Raw genomic sequence first — 17039 nt, forward strand, 5'->3', positions numbered from 1 at the left:
TGCCGGGCGGGTCAGCCGGTGGGTTGCAGCGCCTGACCGGGCGCGGGGGCCTGCGCACCGTTCTGGTTGCCCCAGCCGTTCGCGGTCTGGTCCTCACCCGTCCCGGGCACCGGCGGCACCGTGCCCGGGGCGTTCGTGTCAGGAGAGGGCGACTGCGTGACCGGAGGGACCGGAGACTCCGGCGCCGGCGGGGGCGTGGTGGTCGTCGGGGCCGGCGGCGGGGTCGTGGTGGTCGGTGCGGGCGGCTGCGTCGTCGGGGCCGACTGGGTGGTCGGCGCCGACTGGGTCGGCGGCGCCGTGGTCACCGGCGCCGGGACACCCTCGCCGGTGTCGCCGCGGATCTTCGGCGAGTTGGGCAGGTCCTCCTCCGGCGTGCCGGCGAGGACGGTGTCCATGAACTGCTGCCAGATGGCACCCGGCAGGCCCGAGCCGTAGATGATCGCGCCGTCGCTGTTGCGGATCGGCTCGTAGCGGTCGCTGCCCATCCAGACCGCCGTCGACAGCGAGGGCGTGTAGCCCACCATCCAGGCGTCGGAGTTGTCGTCGGCGTCGATGCCCTGCGTACCGGTCTTCGCCGCCACCTCGCGGCCGCCGTCGAGCGAGCGGCGCGAGTACTGCGCCACGCCCTCGAGGGCGAAGGTGGTGTCGTTGGCGACGTCGGCCGACATGACCTGCTCGCCGGCGTCGGCGCCGCTCTCCAGCAGCACCGCGCCGGTGGTGTCGGTGACCCGGGCGACGAAGTGCGCGTTGTGGCGCACGCCGCCGTTGGCGAAGGTCGCGAAGCCGACGGCCTGGTCGATCGGGCGCATCTCGTACTCGCCGATGCCGATCGAGGAGCCGGTGACGCCGCCGGAGTTCGGGGCGGTGAGCGTCGGCTGGTCGTCGAGCAGACCGCCGGTGGTGGCGGGCCACGTCTCCGGCATGCCGGTGGCGGCCAGCGCCGTCGCCCGCACGTTCTCCGGGCCGACCTCGTAGGCCAGGCCGTAGAAGGTGGTGTTGAGCGAGCGGGTCATGGCCTCGACGAGCGTGCAGGCGCCGCAGGAGGCGCCGCCGGAGTTGCGCACCGGCGCCTCGCGGTCGGGGAACTCCTGCGGGGAGCTGCCGTCGCGCCGGGAGTTGACGCCGATGCCCTGGTCGAGCGCGGTGGCCAGCACGTAGGGCTTCATCGACGAGCCGGGCTGGCGGCGGGTCTGGGCGTAGTCGACCGCGCCCTCGCCGGCGCCGATCTCCCCGCCGTAGTAGGCGCGGACCGCGCCGGTCCTCGGGTCGACGGCGACCAGCGCCTGCCGCAGGTTGCCCGGCTCGCCCTGCATGACGTCGAGCACGCTGGCGCGCGCGGCGTCCTGCGTGGCCTTGTCCACGGTGGTGGTGATGCGCAGGCCGCCGGCGCGGATCTGCTCGTCGGAGTAGCCGCGGGCCTCGAGCTCGTCGATCGCCTGCGAGACGACCAGGCCCTCGGGGCCGGTGGGGATGCCCAGCGCGGAGGACTCCGGCCGCGGCGCGATCGGCGGGTAGACCGAGGCGTCGCGCTCGGCCTGGGTCATCCAGCCCTCCTCGACCATCGCGTCGAGGACCAGGCCCCAGCGATCCTGCGCGCCCTCGGGGTTGTTCTCCGGGTCGTAGGAGCTCGGGCTGCGGACGAGGACGGCGAGCACGGCGCCCTGCTGCGGGGTGAGCTGCGCGGCCGGGACGCCGAAGAAGGTGTTCGCCGCGGCCTCGATGCCGTAGGCGCCGCGGCCGAAGTAGATGGTGTTCAGGTAGTTCTCGAGGATGTCGTCCTTCGAGTACTCGTTGTCGAGCTTGACGGCGAGGAAGAGCTCCTGGAACTTCCGGCTGAACGTCTGCTCCGAGGACAGGAAGGCGTTCTTCACGTACTGCTGGGTGATCGTCGAGCCACCCTGCGTCGAGCCGCCGGTGAGGTTGTTCCAGGCCGCGCGGACGATGCCGGTGAAGGAGATGCCGGGGTCGGAGTAGAAGTTCCGGTTCTCGGCGGCGAGGATCGCGTTGCGGGCGGGCTCCGAGACCTGGGCCAGATCGACGTTGGTGCGGTTCGTGTCGCCCAGGCGGGCCATCTCGGTGGTGCCGTCGGCGTAGTAGACGACGGTCGTCTGCGCGTTCTGCACCGAGCTCGGGTCGGGGACCTCGGTGGTGGCGTAGACGACGCCGACGAAGACGCCGAGCAGCACGAACATGCCGACCAGCAGGCCGAGCAGCACCTTCAGCCGGCGACGGCGGCGCTGCTTCTTCGTGCGCGCCTTCTTGCCGCCGGGCGCTCCGCCCGCGGGACGGGAGCCGGTGGGGCGGGAGCCGCCGGGGCGCGAGCCCCCGTCGCGGGCCGACGTCGTGCGACCGCGGGTGCCCCCGGACGGGCGGCGGGCGCCGCCCGAGCCGGGTGCGCGGGCGGCCGGCGGCCGCCGCGGCGGGCCGCCGGACGGCCCGACCGGCGAGGTCTCGTCGTGGGGAGGCACCAGGGAGCCCCTCCTCGGTAGTCGGTGGGCAGGTCTCGAACCGGCCCAGCGTGGCGTTGTCTGCTGTGTGCACCGGGGAGGACGCGCGGGTGCGCACCGTCCCCGGGACGGGTGTGACGGACGGGTCCGGCGGTGCGCCCGGCGGTCCCGCTAGCGCTGCTCGGTGGCCGTGCGGCCCCGCGCGCGCTGGCGGCCGCGCTGCGGCGAGCTCCCCGGCGCCGGCTCGGTACCGAGGACGTAGGAGCAGTCCAGGTGGTTCCAGCCGCAGCCCCGGCACACCTCGACGGCGTACACGGAGAACTCCTCCTGCATCGCGTCCATCCGGGCGAGCTCCGCGTCGGTCTTGGCCTGCCCGGCCACGTGGCCGAGCGCCTCGCCGTACACGTAGTTCACCATCGTCAGGCGCTCGCGCCGGCACACCGGGCACGTCTCGTCGGTGGGCTGCCCGTGGTACCTCGCCGCACGGGTGAGGTAGGGGCTCGCGTCACAGACCTCGAAGAGCCCGGTGCGGCCGGCCTGGACGTCCGCGAGGACGGCTCGCCGGTGCAGCGAGTAGTCCACGACGGAGCGACGTCCGGGCACGGCCGCCAATGTACGCAGGAACGCCAGTCACGGACCCCGGACGCGGGCACTCCACGCCCCCCGGCGCGCCCCGCGGACGGTGTCCTCGCTCACCTCCCGCGCCCGATCGGGCGACCCCTGCCCGACGGCGGGATCTCGAGTTGCCGCCCCGTTCACACCCCGATGTATCGTCCCGATACATCGACCGGCAGGAGCCGATGGGGGGCGACGTGCTCGAGTTCGCCATCCTCGGACTGCTGCAGCAGGCCCCGATGCACGGCTACGAGCTGCGGAAGCGGCTCGCGGAGGTGCTGGGCGGCCTGCGCAGCATCTCCTACGGGTCGCTGTATCCCGCGCTCAAGCGGTTGCACGCCGCCGGGCTCGTCACCACCGACGAGCCCGACCGGGGGGCACCGCTGCCGGCCGACGCACCGCCGCTCACCGGCCGGCGCGGGAAGGTGGTCTACACGATCACCGCGGAGGGCAAGGAGCGCTTCGCGGAGCTGGTCAGCCAGGCCGGCCCCGAGGCGTACGACGACGGCAGGCTCTTCGGCGTCCACCTCGCCTTCTTCCGGCACACCGCCGCCGACGTGCGGCTGCGCATCCTCGAGGGGCGCCGCCGCACGGTCGAACGGCAGCGGGACGGCCTGCGGTCCTCACTGGCGCGGACCCGGGAACGACTCGACCGCTACACGCTGGAACTGCAGCGCCACGGCCTCGACTCGGTCGACCGGGAGGTCCGCTGGCTGTCCGAGCTCATCGACAGCGAGCGCCGCTCCCCCGGCCCGGGCCAGGACGCCGCGGACCGCGGCGGCAGCGGGCCGCCGGACCACGCACCAGAGCAGGACTGAACCCAGGCCTGCAGGCACGACCCGGCTGCGACCGCCGCTGCAGCCACCGCCAGGACCGGAACGGTCCCGCGACACGGACCACCCGGTCCAGGGAGAAGGGAAGACCATGGGAGCTGTCAAGGTCGCCATCGTCGGCGTCGGCAACTGCGCCGCCTCGCTGGTGCAGGGCGTGCACTACTACCGGGACGCCGACGAGACCACCAAGGTGCCGGGCCTCATGCACGTCCGCTTCGGCGAGTACCACGTCTCGGACGTGGAGTTCGTCGCGGCGTTCGACGTGGACGCCAAGAAGGTCGGCCGTGACCTCTCCGAGGCCATCGTCGCCAGCGAGAACAACACCATCACGATCGCCGACGTGCCGCCGCTGGGCGTCACCGTGCAGCGCGGCACCACCCTCGACGGCCTGGGCAAGTACTACCGGGCCACGGTCGAGGAGTCCGACGACGAGCCCGTGGACGTCGTCGCGGCCCTGCGCGAGTCCGGCGCCGACGTGCTCGTCTGCTACCTGCCGGTCGGCTCGCAGCAGGCCGCCGAGTTCTACGCCCAGGCCGCCCTCGACGCCGGCGTCGCCTTCGTCAACGCCCTGCCGGTGTTCATCGCCGGGACCAAGGAGTGGGCGGACAAGTTCACCGCCGCCGGCGTCCCGATCGTCGGCGACGACATCAAGAGCCAGGTCGGCGCGACCATCACCCACCGGGTGCTGGCCAAGCTGTTCGAGGACCGCGGCGTGCAGCTCGACCGCACGATGCAGCTCAACGTCGGCGGCAACATGGACTTCAAGAACATGCTCGAGCGCGAGCGCCTGGAGTCCAAGAAGATCTCCAAGACCCAGGCCGTCACGAGCCAGGTCGACCGCGACATGGGCACCGACAACGTCCACATCGGCCCGTCGGACCACGTGCCGTGGCTGACCGACCGCAAGTGGGCCTACGTCCGGCTCGAGGGCCGCGCGTTCGGCGACGTCCCGCTGAACCTGGAGTACAAGCTCGAGGTCTGGGACTCCCCGAACTCGGCCGGCATCATCATCGACGCCGTCCGCGCCGCGAAGATCGCCAAGGACCGCGGCATCGGCGGCCCGATCCTGTCGGCGTCGTCGTACTTCATGAAGTCGCCGCCGGTGCAGTACACCGACAGCGAGGCCCGCGACGCCGTCGAGGCCTTCATCCGCGGCGACGTGGAGCGCTGAGGAAGGACCCCGTCCCCCTCACCGCTCGCGAGCTCGCGGTGAGCCTCCGGACGGGGCCGTTCCAGCGCGTCACCACGTGAGCAGGCCCGTCCCCCGACCCGGGGGGCGGGCCTGCGGCCTGTCGGGGGTCGGGGAACGACGCCGGGCTGCCTACGCTGGCCCGCATGCCGCGCCGCCTGCTCGCGACCGCGCTGGTCCTGCTCGGCGTCGGGCTGACCGGCTGCACGGACGAGGGCGCCGACCGGCAGCCCGGCGACCCCGTGACCGCCGAGGAGGCCGAGGTGCTCGCCGGCCTGCTGGCGCGGGAGACCGAGGAGGGCGGCGCGGACGTCGTCGTCACCGCGCCCTTCGGCGAGGAGGGCTTGCTCACCCTCACCGGCGAGGTCGACCTCGCGGGCTCGGCAGGCCGGGCGCGCGCCGTGACCTCCTACGGCGACGGGCGGCCCGACGACGTCCGCACGCTGTTCTTCACCCGCGAGCAGGTCTGGTTCGGCGACGTCCCCGGCCTGGGCGAGGCGCTCGCGGCCGCCGGCCTCCCCGACGTCCCGTTCGTGCGCCGCCCGCTGGCCACCGGCCCCGACGCGGTGCCGCTGGGCGACGTCCTCGTGCAGGTGGTGCTCAACCTGGGCGCGGAGGACGCCGACGACGCCGGCGCGTTCCTCGGTGCGGTCACCTGGGAGGGGCAGCGGTCGATCGACAGCCGGCTCGCGACGGTCTACGCGTCGGACGCGGGCTGGTCGGTGGCCGTCGACGACACCAGCGAGCTGCTGCTGCAGTACGAGACGGAGCTGCCCGGCCAGGGGACCGACGTGACGGTGACGCTGGCCGACCACGGCGCGCGGACGATCGCGCTGCCCGGTGAGGACCAGTCCCTCGACGCGACCGCGCACCCGGAGGTGGCCGCGGCCGTGGGCATCTGACGGCGCCTCGCACCGGGGCCCGGACATGGGAGGAGGGGGCGGCCTCTTCCCCAGACCGCCCCCTCCGGGGCCATTCCTACCACGGTCCGCCGGGCGGCGCCTCCCGCGACGGCGTGTCGGGCAGGGACCCATCCGGTCGGGGGACCGGGCCGGCTGCCTAGTTGGCCGAGGGGTCGGCCGGCGCGGTGGACAGCACCGCCAGGCGGCCCCGCTGGCGGCCGAGCACCGCGCGCCACAGCTCCGGGCCGGACAGGTCGCTGAGCACGTCGTCGGGGGTGCCGGGCACGCAGGCCCAGGCGCCCTCGGCGAGCTCGCCGGCCAGCTGCCCGGGCGACCACCCGGCGTACCCGGCGAACACCCGCAGCCCGGTCAGGCCGCCGTCGAGGGCGTCGGGGTCGGCGTCGAGGTCGACGAGGTAGACGTCGCCGGCCACCCGCCGCAAACCGGCCGGCTCGGCGCCCTCGCCGGGGCACGCGGCCAGGCACAGCGCCGTGTCGGTCTCGCACGGGCCGCCCACGTGGAACACCCCGGGCTCGACGGCGAGGTCGCACCAGCCGGGCAGTACGTCGCGGATCTCGACCTGGCTCGGGCGGCCCAGGACGACGCCGAGGGTGCCGCTGTCGTTGTGGTCGAGCACGTAGACGACGGTGCCCGCGAAGTTCGGGTCGCTCAGCGCCGGCATCGCCACCAGCAGCGACCCGGGGCCGACGTCGTCGAGGGTGCCCGTGGACAGCTGGGGCACCGCCGCGCGGCGTCGGCCCGGGACGGCCGGAGCAGGGCGGCCGGACTCGGGATCGGGTGACGAGGGCACCGAGGACATCGATCCCAGTGTGCAACAGTCCGGCCTCCGGGGGAGGGCGAGGCCGCACCGTACGGTGAGCAGGTGCCGCGCGCCGACACCTCCGTGCGGCACCTGCTCGCCCGCGGCGACTTCCGCCGGCTGCTGGCCACGCGCCTGCTCGCCCAGTCCGGCGACGGCGTCCTGCAGGCCGCGCTGGCCGGCACGGTGCTGTTCAACCCGCAGCGGGCGGCCGACCCGGTCGACGTCGCCGCCGCCTTCGCCGTCCTGCTGCTGCCCTACTCGGTGGTCGGGCCGTTCGCCGGCGTGTGGCTGGACCGGTGGAGCCGCCGGCAGGTGCTGGTGCGGGCGAACCTGCTGCGCGCCGGGCTGGTCGCCGTCGTGGCCGCGCTGGTGCTGGCCGGCGACGCCGGGGTCCCCTTCTACGCCGCGGGGCTGGCCGTCTTCGCCGTCACCCGCTTCCTGCTGTCGGCGCTGTCGGCGGGGCTGCCGCACACCACGGACCCGGAGTCGCTGGTGCCGGCGAACGCGCTGGCGACGACGTCCGGCGCGGTGGCCACGGTGGCCGGGGGTCTCGTGGCGCTCGGCCTGCTGCAGCTCGCCCCGCCCGGCGACGCCGCCTACGCGGCCGTGGCGCTGTCGGCGGCGCTGCCGTGGCTGGCCTCGGCCGCCGTCGCCGCCGGGTTCGCGACGGCGTACCTGGGGCCGGACTCCGGCGCCGGCCCGGCGCCGGTCGCGGCGCGGGAGGTGCTGCGCGGCATGGTCGCCGGCGCCCGGCACGTGGCCGCGCACCCGCCGGCCGCCGCGGCGCTGGCCGCCATCGGCGCGCACCGGCTCTGCTACGGCCTGCTGACGCTGCTCACGCTGCTGCTCTACCGGAACACGCTGACCGAGGGCGCGGGGCCGTTGTTCGCCGGCGGGCTCGTGGGCCTGGGCCAGGTGCTCGCCGCCGGGTCGGCCGGCACGCTGCTGGCGGCCGCCGTGACGCCCGCGGCGGTGCGGCGGCTGGGCGCCCGCGGCTGGGTCCTCCTGCTGCTCGTGGCCGGCGGGGTGCTGCAGCTCGCGCTCGTGCTGACGTTCGCGCCGCCCGGCATGGTCGCCTCCGGGCTGGTGCTCGGCTTCGTCGCGCAGGGCGTGAAGATCTGCGTCGACGCCACCCTGCAGCGCTGCGTCGACGACGACTTCCGCGGCCGCGTGTTCTCCGTCTACGACACGCTGGTCAACGTCACCTTCGTCGCGGCGCTCGTGGCCGGGGCGTTCCTGCTACCCGCGTCGGGGCGGTCGGTGCCGGCGCTGGTGGTCGTCGCCGGCGTCTACCTGCTGACCGCGGCCGGCTACGCCCGGGTCACCCGGACCCACCGGGAACCGGACCGGGGAGCCGGCCCGGCGGCGGCGGCCCGGTAGCGGCGTCCCGGTCGGCGGCTCGGCGGCGGTGGCTCAGAGGCGGCGGCTCAGAGGCCGGGCTCGCACTCCCCCTCGCCCAGGCGCGCCAGCCCGGCGAGGTCGCCGGGGCCGAAGCCCGTCTGGCCGGTGTTCGTCGCGTGCATCAGCGCGGTGGGGTCGTCGACGTGGTCCAGGCCCACCACGTGGCCGAGCTCGTGCATGAGCACGGCGCGGACGTCCTCGCGCCCGCCGGGGGACAGCGCCGCACCGGCCGACCAGCCGGCGTCGAGGGTGACGGCGCCGGAGACGTACACCCACGGGCCGCCCGCCGAGTAGGCGACGCTGCCGCCGAGCCCGGCGACGGTGTCGGCGAGCTCGGGCACCTCCTCCGGCGTCGACCAGCTGACCAGCACCGGCGCCCAGCGGTCGCCGTAGCGCTCGGGCTGGTAGGCCGGGCGCTGCTCCGACCACGCCTCGTCGGTGGTCCCGTCGGCCACGAACCGCAGGCCGGTCGCCGCCGACACCCGCGCGACGGCGTCGGCGACGAGCGCCTCCGCGTCGGCCGGGGCGCCGTCCAGCGCGACGACGTAGTGCACCGGGCGGCAGGGGTCGTAGGCGACGGGCGCGACGCCGTCGGCCTGGCGCTGGACGAAGGCGTACCCGCCGACGTCCGGGGCGGCACCGGGCCGGCCGAGGGGCGCGGCCTCCGACTCGAGGCCCGGGGGAGGGCGGTCGCCGTCCACCCCGAGCAGGCCGCCGCCGGGGGAGAGGTCCGGGGTGCCGGCAGCCGGCGCGGGCAGCCCGCCGGCGAGGTGCGCGGCGCCCAGGCTCAGCGCGACGACGGCGGCAACCGTCAGCAGGGCGCGGGCGGGGGAGGAGCGGCGGCGCGGCGCGGGCGGCGCCCAGGTGCGCCAGCCCGGCGGCGCGACGGGCCGGCCGGTGGTCTGGTCGAGCACCCACTGCGGCACCCGCCCGGTGGGGGAGGTGGGCACCGGCGGCGGGCCCCACGCGGGAGGTCCCGCGGGTGGCACGGCGGGCGGCGGCGGGCCCCACGCGGGAGGTGCCGGCGGCGGCGCCCACGCGGGCGGGAGCGGGCCGCCGGAGCCGGGCAGCTCCGAGGGCCACGGCGGCCGCCCGCCCCGGCCGTCCTGGTGTCCGCCGTGCACGTGCGTCCTCCCCGTCGGTCCTCCCGCGGATCCTCCCGGTCCGGGCGCCTCCGGGGTACCGGCCGCGGTCGCCCCGCCACCCCGAGGGGGGAGCGCGGTCAGAGGTCGGGCTCGCACTCCCCCTCGCCCAGGCGTGCCAGGCCGGCGCGGTCGCCGGGTCCGAGCGCGCGCTGGCCGTCGTTGTGCGCGTACATGAGCTCGCCGGCGTCCTCGACGTGCCCGAGGCCGACCACGTGCGCGAGCTCGTGCACCAGCACCGCCGACACCGCGTCGCGCCCCTCCGGGCTGGCGGCCCGGTCGGCGGCCCAGTCGGCGTCGACGAGCACGCTGCCGGTGACGTAGACGGCACGGCCGCCCGCGCGCACCGCGTCGCTGCCGCCGCGTGCGGCGATGCCGCCGCCGACGTCGGGGTTCGCGGCCGGCGGCTCGAAGGAGACCAGCACCGGCGCCCAGCGGTCGCCGTAGCGCGCCGGCTGGAAGGCGGGCCGGTCCCGGGTGACCCGCTCGTCGGTGCTGCCGTCGTGGACGAACGTCAGGCCGGTGGCCGCGGCGACCTCCGCGACGGCGCCGGTGACGAGCTCCTCCGCACCCGCGGGGGCGTCGTCGGGCCGGAGGACCCAGTGGACGGCGCGGCACGGGTCGTAGGCGACCGGGCTCGCGCCGTCGTCCTGGAGGCCCAGGTACTCCCAGGTGCCCGCGGCGGGGGCCGGGGGCGGGGTGCCGAGCGGCCCGGCCGACGCGCCGACGCCGGGCGACGGCCGCGTGCCGGCCGGGGCCGCCGCGACCGCCCCCTCGGGCAGGCGGAAGTCGTATCGGTCCGCTCCCCGGGCGTCGCCGGCCTCCCGGCCGGCGAGCCAGAGCAGCAGCCCCAGCGCGAGGACCGCGGCGGTGGCCTCGCGCACCCGGGACCGGGGGAGGGCGGGCCGGCGCAGACCCGGCGCCGGCGGCCACAGCGCGGCGGCGCCGCCCTCGGAGGGCCACGGCGGCCGGCGCGCGCGACCGTCCGGTACCCCTGCGTGCACGCTCGCTCCCGTCCCGCGGTCCGGCGCTCCGTCCTACCGGCGCGGGGCGGGCCGCGGGAGGGGCCGGACGGGGGCCGTCACCCGAGCGGGGGAGGCGCTCAGGACAGGGCGGAGGCGGCGCCCGGGCCCGGGCGGGGAGGCGCTCAGGCCCGGGCGGCCCACCAGGCGCGCAGCTCCGCCTCGGCCTCGTCGTGGTCGAGCGGGCCGCGCTCGAGGCGCAGGTCCTTGAGGAACCGCCACGCCTCGCCGACCTCGCGGCCGGGGCCGATGCCCAGGATCTCCATGATCGCGTTGCCGTCGAGGTCGGGCCGCACCCGCGCGAGGTCCTCGGCCGCGGACAGCTCGGCGATCCGGTGCTCCAGCGAGTCGTAGGTGGCCGACAGCGCCGCGGCCCGGCGCCGGTTGCGCGTCGTGCAGTCCGAGCGCACCAGCTTGTGCAGCCGGGGCAGCAGGTCGCCGGCGTCGGTGACGTAGCGGCGCACCGCCGAGTCGGTCCACTCCCCGCGGCCGTAGCCGTGGAACCGCAGGTGCAGGAACGTCAGCCGCGCGACCTGCTCCACGACCTCCTTGGGGTAGCGCAGCGCCGTCAGGCGCTTGCGGACCAGCTTGGCGCCGACCACCTCGTGGTGGTGGAAGGAGACCCGGCCGCGCGGCTCGTGCCGGCGGGTGGCCGGCTTGCCGATGTCGTGCAGCAGGGCCGCCAGGCGCAGCACCAGGTCCGGCGACGCCGCGTCCGGGTCCGCCTGCTCCAGCGCGATCGCCCGGTCGAGCACGGTCAGCGAGTGGGAGTAGACGTCCTTGTGCTGGTGGTGCTCGTCGATCTCCATCCGCAGCGCCGGGAGCTCCGGCAGGACGACGTCGGCCAGGCCGGAGGAGACGAACAGCTCCAGCGCCGCGCGGGGGGCGTCCTGCAGCAGCGTCTTGGACAGCTCGGCCTGCACCCGCTCGGGCGTGATGCGGGACAGCTGGCCCGACATGTCGGTGAGCGCCCCGACCACCTCGTCGACCGGGGTGAGCCCGAGCTGGGCGACGAAGCGCACCGCGCGCAGCATGCGCAGCGGGTCGTCGGCGAAGGAGTCCGACGCGCGGCCGGGCGTGCGCAGCCGCCGCGCGAGCAGGTCGCCGAGGCCGCCGAAGGGGTCGGTCACCGTGCGGTCGGGGCCCAGCGACACCGCCATCGCGTTGACGGTGAAGTCGCGGCGGGCGAGGTCGTCGGTCAGCGACGTCCCCCAGGCGACCTCGGGGTTGCGCGACTCGCGGTCGTAGCGGTCGGCGCGGAAGGTGGTGATCTCCAGCCGCGTGCCGCGGACCTCGGCGCCCACCGTGCCGAAGGCGATGCCCTGGTTCCACGTGGAACCCGCCCAGCCGCGCAGCAGGTGGAGCACCTGCTCGGGACGGGCGTCGGTGGTGACGTCGAGGTCGCCGTCGGGGAGGCTCGCGCCGGTGCCGGCGGCCAGCAGCGCGTCGCGCACCGACCCGCCGACGAGGTGCGCCTCGAAGCCCGCCGCGGCGAACCGCTCGCCGAGCTCGACCAGCACGGGGGACACGTCGACCAGCGCGCGCACGGTCTCCTGGACCGCCGGCGGAACGGGCTCGGCGGCCGGACGACTCTGGGGCTCTCCGGACACGACGAGCCAGGGTAGGCGACGTCTCGCGCTACCCTCCTGGCATGGCAGGGACCGGCGGACGAGGGCGCCCCGGGCGGCGTCTGCGCCGGGTCGACGAGACCTCCGCGGGGGGCCTCGTGGTCGCCGACGACGGCGTCTCCGGCCCCCGCGCCGCGCTGATCGGCCGCACCGACCGCCGCGGCCGCCTGCTGTGGTCGCTGCCCAAGGGCCACATCGAGGAGGGCGAGACCCCGGAGGACACCGCCGTCCGGGAGGTCGCCGAGGAGACCGGGATCATCGGCGAGGTCCTCGCCCCGCTCGGGATCATCGACTTCTGGTTCGTGGCCGAGGGCCGGCGCGTGCACAAGACGGTCCACCACTTCCTGCTGCGCGCCATCGGTGGCGCCCTGTCCGACGCCGACGTCGAGGTGACCGAGGTCGCCTGGGTGCCCCTCGACGAGCTGAGCGGCCGGCTGGCCTACGCCGACGAGCGGGCGCTGGTCGAACGCGCGCCGGCACTGCTCGCCGACAGTGCGTGACCCCTCGCGCGAGGTCCGTCCCAGGCACGAGACGCCCGCGGCCGGGACCGGCCGGCGCCGGGGGACCGCGACGCGCTGCCCCCGCACGGGTCTCGGTGCCGGCCTGACCGCGGCGCTGCTCGCCCTCCCGCTGCTCGCCCTCCCCCCGGCGGCCCTGCCGCAGGCCGCCGCCGCCCCGCCCCCGCCCGCGGCCCCGGCGGCCCCGGCACCCGCGACCGACCCCGAGCGCCCGGTGACCGTGTCGCTCACCCGCTTCGACCCGCGCACGGTCGCGCCCGGCGGCACGGTCACGCTGGCCGGCACGCTGACCAACACCGGCACCGAGGCGCTCAGCGACCTCGGCGTGCGGCTGCAGCGCGGCGCGGTGGTCACCAGCCGGGCCGACCTGCTGGCCAACGACGCCGACCCCGACCCGGCCACCGCCGTCACGGCCCCGTTCCAGCCCCTCGACGGCGTCCTCGAGCCCGGCGGCACCCTGTCGTTCACCTACACGGCCACCACCGCCGACCTGCAGCTCGACCGCGACGGCGTCTACCCGGTGCTGCTCAACGTCAACGGCACCGACCCCGAGGGCGAGCCGTCGCGGGTCGGCGAGATCGCCACCTCCGTGGTGCAGCAGACCGTCGCCCCCGCGGCCGCGACGTCGGTGGCCTGGCTGTGGCCGCTGGTCGAGCGCACGCACCGGGACGCCTCCGGCGGGTTCGTCGACGACGGCCTCACCGCGCTGGTGTCCGAGAACGGCCGGCTCGACCGGGCGCTCGCCGTCCTCGAGCGGCTGCCCACGGTGCTCGCCCCGGGCGCACCGGACGCCGCCCCGGTCGCCCCCGTGACCGTCGCCGTCGACCCGGCGCTGGTCGAGGAGCTCTCGCTCATGGCCGAGGGCCCTTACGACGTCGCCGGCGAGGAGGGCGCGGGCACCGGCACCGAGGCCGCCGCCGCGTGGCTGGAGCGGCTGCGCGCCGTGGCCGCCGACCATCCCGTGCTCGCCCTGTCCTACGGCGACGTCGACGCCGACGCGCTGGTGGCCGCGGGGCTGCCCGGCGCGGTCGCGCGCAGCCTGCCCGCGGGACCCGGCACCACCGGGGACTCGACGGCCGACGACGAGACCGCCCCCGGCCCCGCCGGCGCGGCGCTGCTCGCCGAGGTGCTGGGCGTGACCCCGCGCACCGACCTCGCCTGGGCCGCCGGGGGCTCGCTGCGCGCCGACACCCTCGGCACGCTGCGCGACGGCGGCGTCGAGCGGGTCGTCGTCGCCTCCAGCGCGCTGTCCGGCGGGGAGGCGGTGCTCGGGACCACCGGCGACGGCGCGGCCGCCCGCACCACCGTGCCCGGCGCGGACGGCCCCGTGGAGGCGCTCGCGGCCGACAGCGGCCTGTCCGCCGTCGTCGGCGCGGCCGGCAGCACCGCCGGCGGCCCGCGGGTGGCCGAGCAGCGCTACCTGGCCGAGCTGGTGCTGCTCTCCCAGCAGCCGGTCGCCGACCCCGCCGGGCAGTCGGTGCTGGTGGCCCCGCCGCGCGACGTCGACCCCGAGCCGGAGGCGGTCGCCGCGATGATCGCCGACACCGCGCTGCCGGGGCTGCGGCCGGCCTCGCTCGCCGACCTGGCCGCCGGCCCGGTCGCCGAGGCCGGGGAGCCGGTGCAGCCCGCCGAGGCCGCGGCGCTCGACCCCGAGGGCCTGGCCGACCTCGCCGGCGCCGAGGGCGTGCGCGACGACCTCGCCGGCGCCGTCGTCGGCGACCCCGACGAGGCGCTGGCCCCCTACGACCGGGCGCTGTCCCGGACCGCCTCGGCGTCCTGGCGCGACGAGCCGGCCGCCTTCCGCACCGCCGCCGCCGACCTGCGCGACACCCTGGGCGACCTGCGCGGGCGCGTCACGCTGCTGGCCCCGGCCGACGGCACCTACAGCCTCGCCTCCAGCGACGCGCCGCTCGTGCTCACCGTGCAGAACGACCTGCCCTTCGCCGTCCGCGTCGAGGTCGAGGCCCGCACCCGCGACAACGTCGGCCTGACCATCGGCGACCTCGGGCCCCAGGAGATCGCCCCCGGCGAGCGGACGACGCTGGAGGTGCCCACCGAGGTCCGCCAGTCCGGCCGCTTCGCCGTCACCGCCGGCCTCACCACGCCCGACGGCGGCCCGCTCGGCGAGGACGTCGCCATCCAGGTGCGCAGCACCGCCTACGGGACCATCTCGCTGTCGATCACGATCGGCGCGGCGGTGCTGCTCGGGCTGCTCTTCCTGCGCCGCGGCGTGCTGTTCCTGCGCCGCCGCGGCCGTCCCGACGACGACGCCGGCCTGCCCGACGGCGCGGCCTTCCCGCCGAGCCGGAGCCCCGTGTGACCGGCCGCCCCCGCAGCGACGAGGACGCCCCGGCCCAGCGGCCGCTGCCGCCGGTGCCGCCGTCGGTGGGCTCCCGCGGGCGCGGGCGCCCGCTGCCCCCGCCGCCCTATCCCGTCGCCCCGCCGCCGGAGTCGCGGCTGCCCGCGCCGCCGCGGCCGGTCCCGCCCGTCCCGCCGCCGGCCCGCCCGCGGCCCGAGGCGTCGTCCCGGCCGGAGGCGTCGTCCCGGCCGGAGGCGTCCCCCCGGCCGGAGGCGTCCCCCCGGCCGCCGGTCCCGCCGCCGTCGACGTCGCGGCCGCCGCGGCCGCCCGCGGCGACACCCCCCGCGACGCCCCCCGACGCCGGCCCCGCGCGGCGGCCCGACCGGCCGCTGCCCCCGGTGCCCCCGCCGGTGCGCCGCCGCTTCATCCCGGCCGACGAGACGCAGGTCATCCCGATCCTGCAGCTCCCGCCGGTGCCGTCGGCGCCCGGCGAGACCGAGGAGGAGGCCCAGCAGCGCGAGGGCGCCCCCGGCGGCAGCCGCGGCATCCTCCGCGCGGCCGGGACGATGGCGGTGGCCACGCTCGTCTCCCGCATCACCGGCCTGCTGCGCACGATGGTGCTCACCGCCGTCCTCGGCGTCGGGCTGGTCGGCGACGCCTACACGACGGCGAACACGCTGCCCAACATCGTCTACGAGCTGCTGCTCGGCGGCGTCCTCACCTCGGTGATCGTGCCGCTGCTGGTGCACGCGCAGGAACGCGACCGCGACGGCGGCGTCGCCTACGCGCAGCGGCTGTCGACCCTCGCGATCGCCGGGCTGGTCGTGGTGACCGCGGTCGCGGTCGCCGTCGCGCCGCTGCTCACCGCCCTGTACGGCATCCAGGAGGACCCGGAGCAGGTCCGGCTGGCCAACTGGCTGGCGCGGATCCTGCTGGTGGAGATCGTCTTCTACGGCGTCGGCGCGCTCGCGCAGGCGATCCTCAACTCCCGCGGCGTCTACGGCCCGCCCGCCTGGGCACCGGTGCTCAACAACGTCGTCGTCATCGCCACCGGCGTGCTGTTCGTGCTGTCCGCCGGCCCCGGCGACCTGGAGCCCGCGACGATCACCGCCGGGCAGGTGTGGCTGCTCGGCGGCGGCACGCTGCTCGGCATCGCCGTCCAGGCGCTGGTCCTCGTGCCGCTGCTGGGGCGCGCCGGGGTCCCGCTGCGGCCGCGCTGGGGGCTGCGCCAGACGGGCCTGCGCGAGGCCGGGAGCCTCGGCGTGTGGGTCGTCGTCTACGTGGCGGTCAGCCAGATCGGCGTCATCGTCGCCACCCGGGTGGCCAACGCCGCCGGCCGCGACGGCGGGCTGGGCAACTTCGCCTTCCAGAACGCGAGCCTGCTGTTCCAGATGCCCTACGGGATCATCGGCGTCGCCCTGCTGACGGCGCTGGTGCCGCGGATGAGCCGCGCCGCCGCCCGCTCCGACGTGCCCGGCGTCGTCCGCGACCTCGCGCTGGGCACCCGCCTGTCGGCGCTCGGCCTGCTGCCGGTCAGCGCGGCGCTCACCGTGCTCGGCCCGCCGCTCGCGGTGGTCGCCTTCGGCCGCGGCAACACCGGCCTCGAGGACGCCCGCGCCATCGGGCTGGCCCTGGCGATCGGCGCGTTCGGGCTGCTGCCGATGGCCGTGACGCTGCTGCAGCTGCGCGTCTTCTACGCCATGAAGGACGCCCGCACGCCCACGCTGATCCAGGTGGGCATGGTGGCCGTCCGGGTGCCGCTGCTGCTGCTCGTGCCGGCCGTCGTCGGCCCCGAGCACGTCGTGGCCGGGCTGATGCTCGCCACCAGCGCCACCTACCTCGCCGGCTGGGCGCTCGGGCACGTCGCGCTGCGCCGCCACCTGGGCGGCGCGGGCACCGGCGGGACCCTCGGCCCGGTGCTGCGGATGGTGCTCGCGGCCGTGGTCGCGGGGCTGCTCGGCCGGCTCGTCGTCGGGGTGACCGACGACGCGTTCGGGACCTCGGTGGGGGGCTCGCTCGGCACCCTGGTGATCGGTACGGTTGTCGTCGGAGTCACGGCCCTCGCCGGCTTCGCGCTCGCCCGTGTCCCGGAGCTCCGGGAGCCCCTCGCCGCCGTCCGCGCGCGGCTGGGCCGTGGGTGAGCGCGGGGGTGGCGGGGTACGGGACACCGGTGCCGGGGCGGCGTGCCTCCGGCGGGGAGCAGACAGGGGGTCGGCAGCG

Annotated in this window: 13 protein-coding genes; 7 read left to right on the forward strand and 6 right to left on the reverse strand. The window is 77.0% G+C overall.

Going from position 1 to position 17039, the window contains the following annotated elements; translation table 11 throughout:
• Positions 1-11 precede the first annotated feature (11 nt).
• On the reverse strand, positions 12-2468 hold the full coding sequence (locus ACI78R_RS20035) for a transglycosylase domain-containing protein (protein ID WP_457042029.1): 2457 nt from the start codon (positions 2466-2468) through the stop codon (positions 12-14).
• Between the two features lie 150 nt (positions 2469-2618).
• On the reverse strand, positions 2619-3050 hold the full coding sequence (locus ACI78R_RS20040; protein ID WP_454555877.1) for a DUF5318 family protein: 432 nt from the start codon (positions 3048-3050) through the stop codon (positions 2619-2621).
• A gap of 209 nt (positions 3051-3259) precedes the next feature.
• Between ACI78R_RS20040 and ACI78R_RS20045 the strand changes: the two genes are divergently transcribed.
• The 3 genes from ACI78R_RS20045 to ACI78R_RS20055 all read left to right on the forward strand — a co-directional run bounded on the left by ACI78R_RS20045 (position 3260) and on the right by ACI78R_RS20055 (position 5986).
• Entirely contained in the window at positions 3260-3880 is a 621-nt protein-coding gene (locus tag ACI78R_RS20045; protein ID WP_073422230.1) for a PadR family transcriptional regulator, read from the forward strand.
• A 106-nt stretch (positions 3881-3986) separates the two neighbouring features.
• Positions 3987-5066 (forward strand): inositol-3-phosphate synthase, encoded by a 1080-nt coding sequence (locus tag ACI78R_RS20050; RefSeq protein WP_073422057.1) that lies wholly within the window; start codon positions 3987-3989, stop codon positions 5064-5066.
• A 164-nt stretch (positions 5067-5230) separates the two neighbouring features.
• Complete coding sequence (locus tag ACI78R_RS20055) at positions 5231-5986, forward strand: hypothetical protein (RefSeq protein WP_457042030.1); 756 nt, start codon at positions 5231-5233, stop codon at positions 5984-5986.
• Between the two features lie 157 nt (positions 5987-6143).
• On the opposite strand, the gene ACI78R_RS20060 is transcribed toward ACI78R_RS20055, so the two are convergent.
• Positions 6144-6728 carry a YqgE/AlgH family protein gene (locus ACI78R_RS20060; protein ID WP_457042031.1) on the reverse strand — a complete coding sequence of 195 codons (585 nt, stop codon included), beginning with the start codon at positions 6726-6728 and terminating at the stop codon, positions 6144-6146.
• A gap of 141 nt (positions 6729-6869) precedes the next feature.
• Here ACI78R_RS20060 and ACI78R_RS20065 point away from each other — a divergent pair, with 141 nt between their 5' ends.
• Complete coding sequence (locus tag ACI78R_RS20065; protein WP_457042032.1) at positions 6870-8189, forward strand: MFS transporter; 1320 nt, start codon at positions 6870-6872, stop codon at positions 8187-8189.
• Between the two features lie 47 nt (positions 8190-8236).
• Here ACI78R_RS20065 and ACI78R_RS20070 read toward each other — a convergent pair whose 3' ends face one another.
• The 3 genes from ACI78R_RS20070 to ACI78R_RS20080 form a co-directional block, all read right to left on the reverse strand.
• A complete protein-coding gene (locus tag ACI78R_RS20070; RefSeq protein ID WP_457042033.1) occupies positions 8237-9160 on the reverse strand; it encodes a matrixin family metalloprotease in 924 nt (307 codons plus the stop codon).
• 272 nt (positions 9161-9432) lie between these two features.
• Entirely contained in the window at positions 9433-10356 is a 924-nt protein-coding gene (locus tag ACI78R_RS20075) for a matrixin family metalloprotease (protein ID WP_457042034.1), read from the reverse strand.
• Between the two features lie 143 nt (positions 10357-10499).
• Positions 10500-11984, reverse strand: coding sequence for a CCA tRNA nucleotidyltransferase (locus ACI78R_RS20080; RefSeq protein WP_457042035.1), 1485 nt, complete (start codon positions 11982-11984; stop codon positions 10500-10502).
• 41 nt (positions 11985-12025) lie between these two features.
• Between ACI78R_RS20080 and ACI78R_RS20085 the strand changes: the two genes are divergently transcribed.
• From ACI78R_RS20085 to murJ, 3 genes are read left to right on the forward strand one after another with little or no spacing between them, the layout of a single operon-like run.
• Positions 12026-12502, forward strand: coding sequence for an NUDIX hydrolase (locus ACI78R_RS20085; protein ID WP_073422062.1), 477 nt, complete (start codon positions 12026-12028; stop codon positions 12500-12502).
• The gene (locus tag ACI78R_RS20090; RefSeq protein ID WP_457042036.1) at positions 12495-14840 is read left to right on the forward strand and encodes a DUF6049 family protein; all 2346 of its coding nucleotides are present in this window, start codon (positions 12495-12497) and stop codon (positions 14838-14840) included. The genes ACI78R_RS20085 and ACI78R_RS20090 overlap by 8 nt, the downstream gene beginning before the upstream one ends.
• Entirely contained in the window at positions 14837-16960 is a 2124-nt protein-coding gene (gene murJ / locus ACI78R_RS20095; RefSeq protein WP_457042037.1) for a murein biosynthesis integral membrane protein MurJ, read from the forward strand. Before ACI78R_RS20090 ends, murJ begins: the two co-directional genes overlap by 4 nt.
• Positions 16961-17039 lie beyond the last annotated feature (79 nt).

This window comes from Geodermatophilus sp. SYSU D01106 (assembly GCF_054049995.1).

What these genes read in the sequence shown, in the direction of transcription:
- ACI78R_RS20085 (WP_073422062.1), top strand. Translation starts at nt 12,026, where the DNA reads ATGGCAGGGACCGGCGGACGAGGGCGCCCCGGGCGGCGTCTGCGCCGG.
- ACI78R_RS20055 (WP_457042030.1), top strand. Translation starts at nt 5,231, where the DNA reads ATGCCGCGCCGCCTGCTCGCGACCGCGCTGGTCCTGCTCGGCGTCGGG.
- ACI78R_RS20050 (WP_073422057.1), top strand. Translation starts at nt 3,987, where the DNA reads ATGGGAGCTGTCAAGGTCGCCATCGTCGGCGTCGGCAACTGCGCCGCC.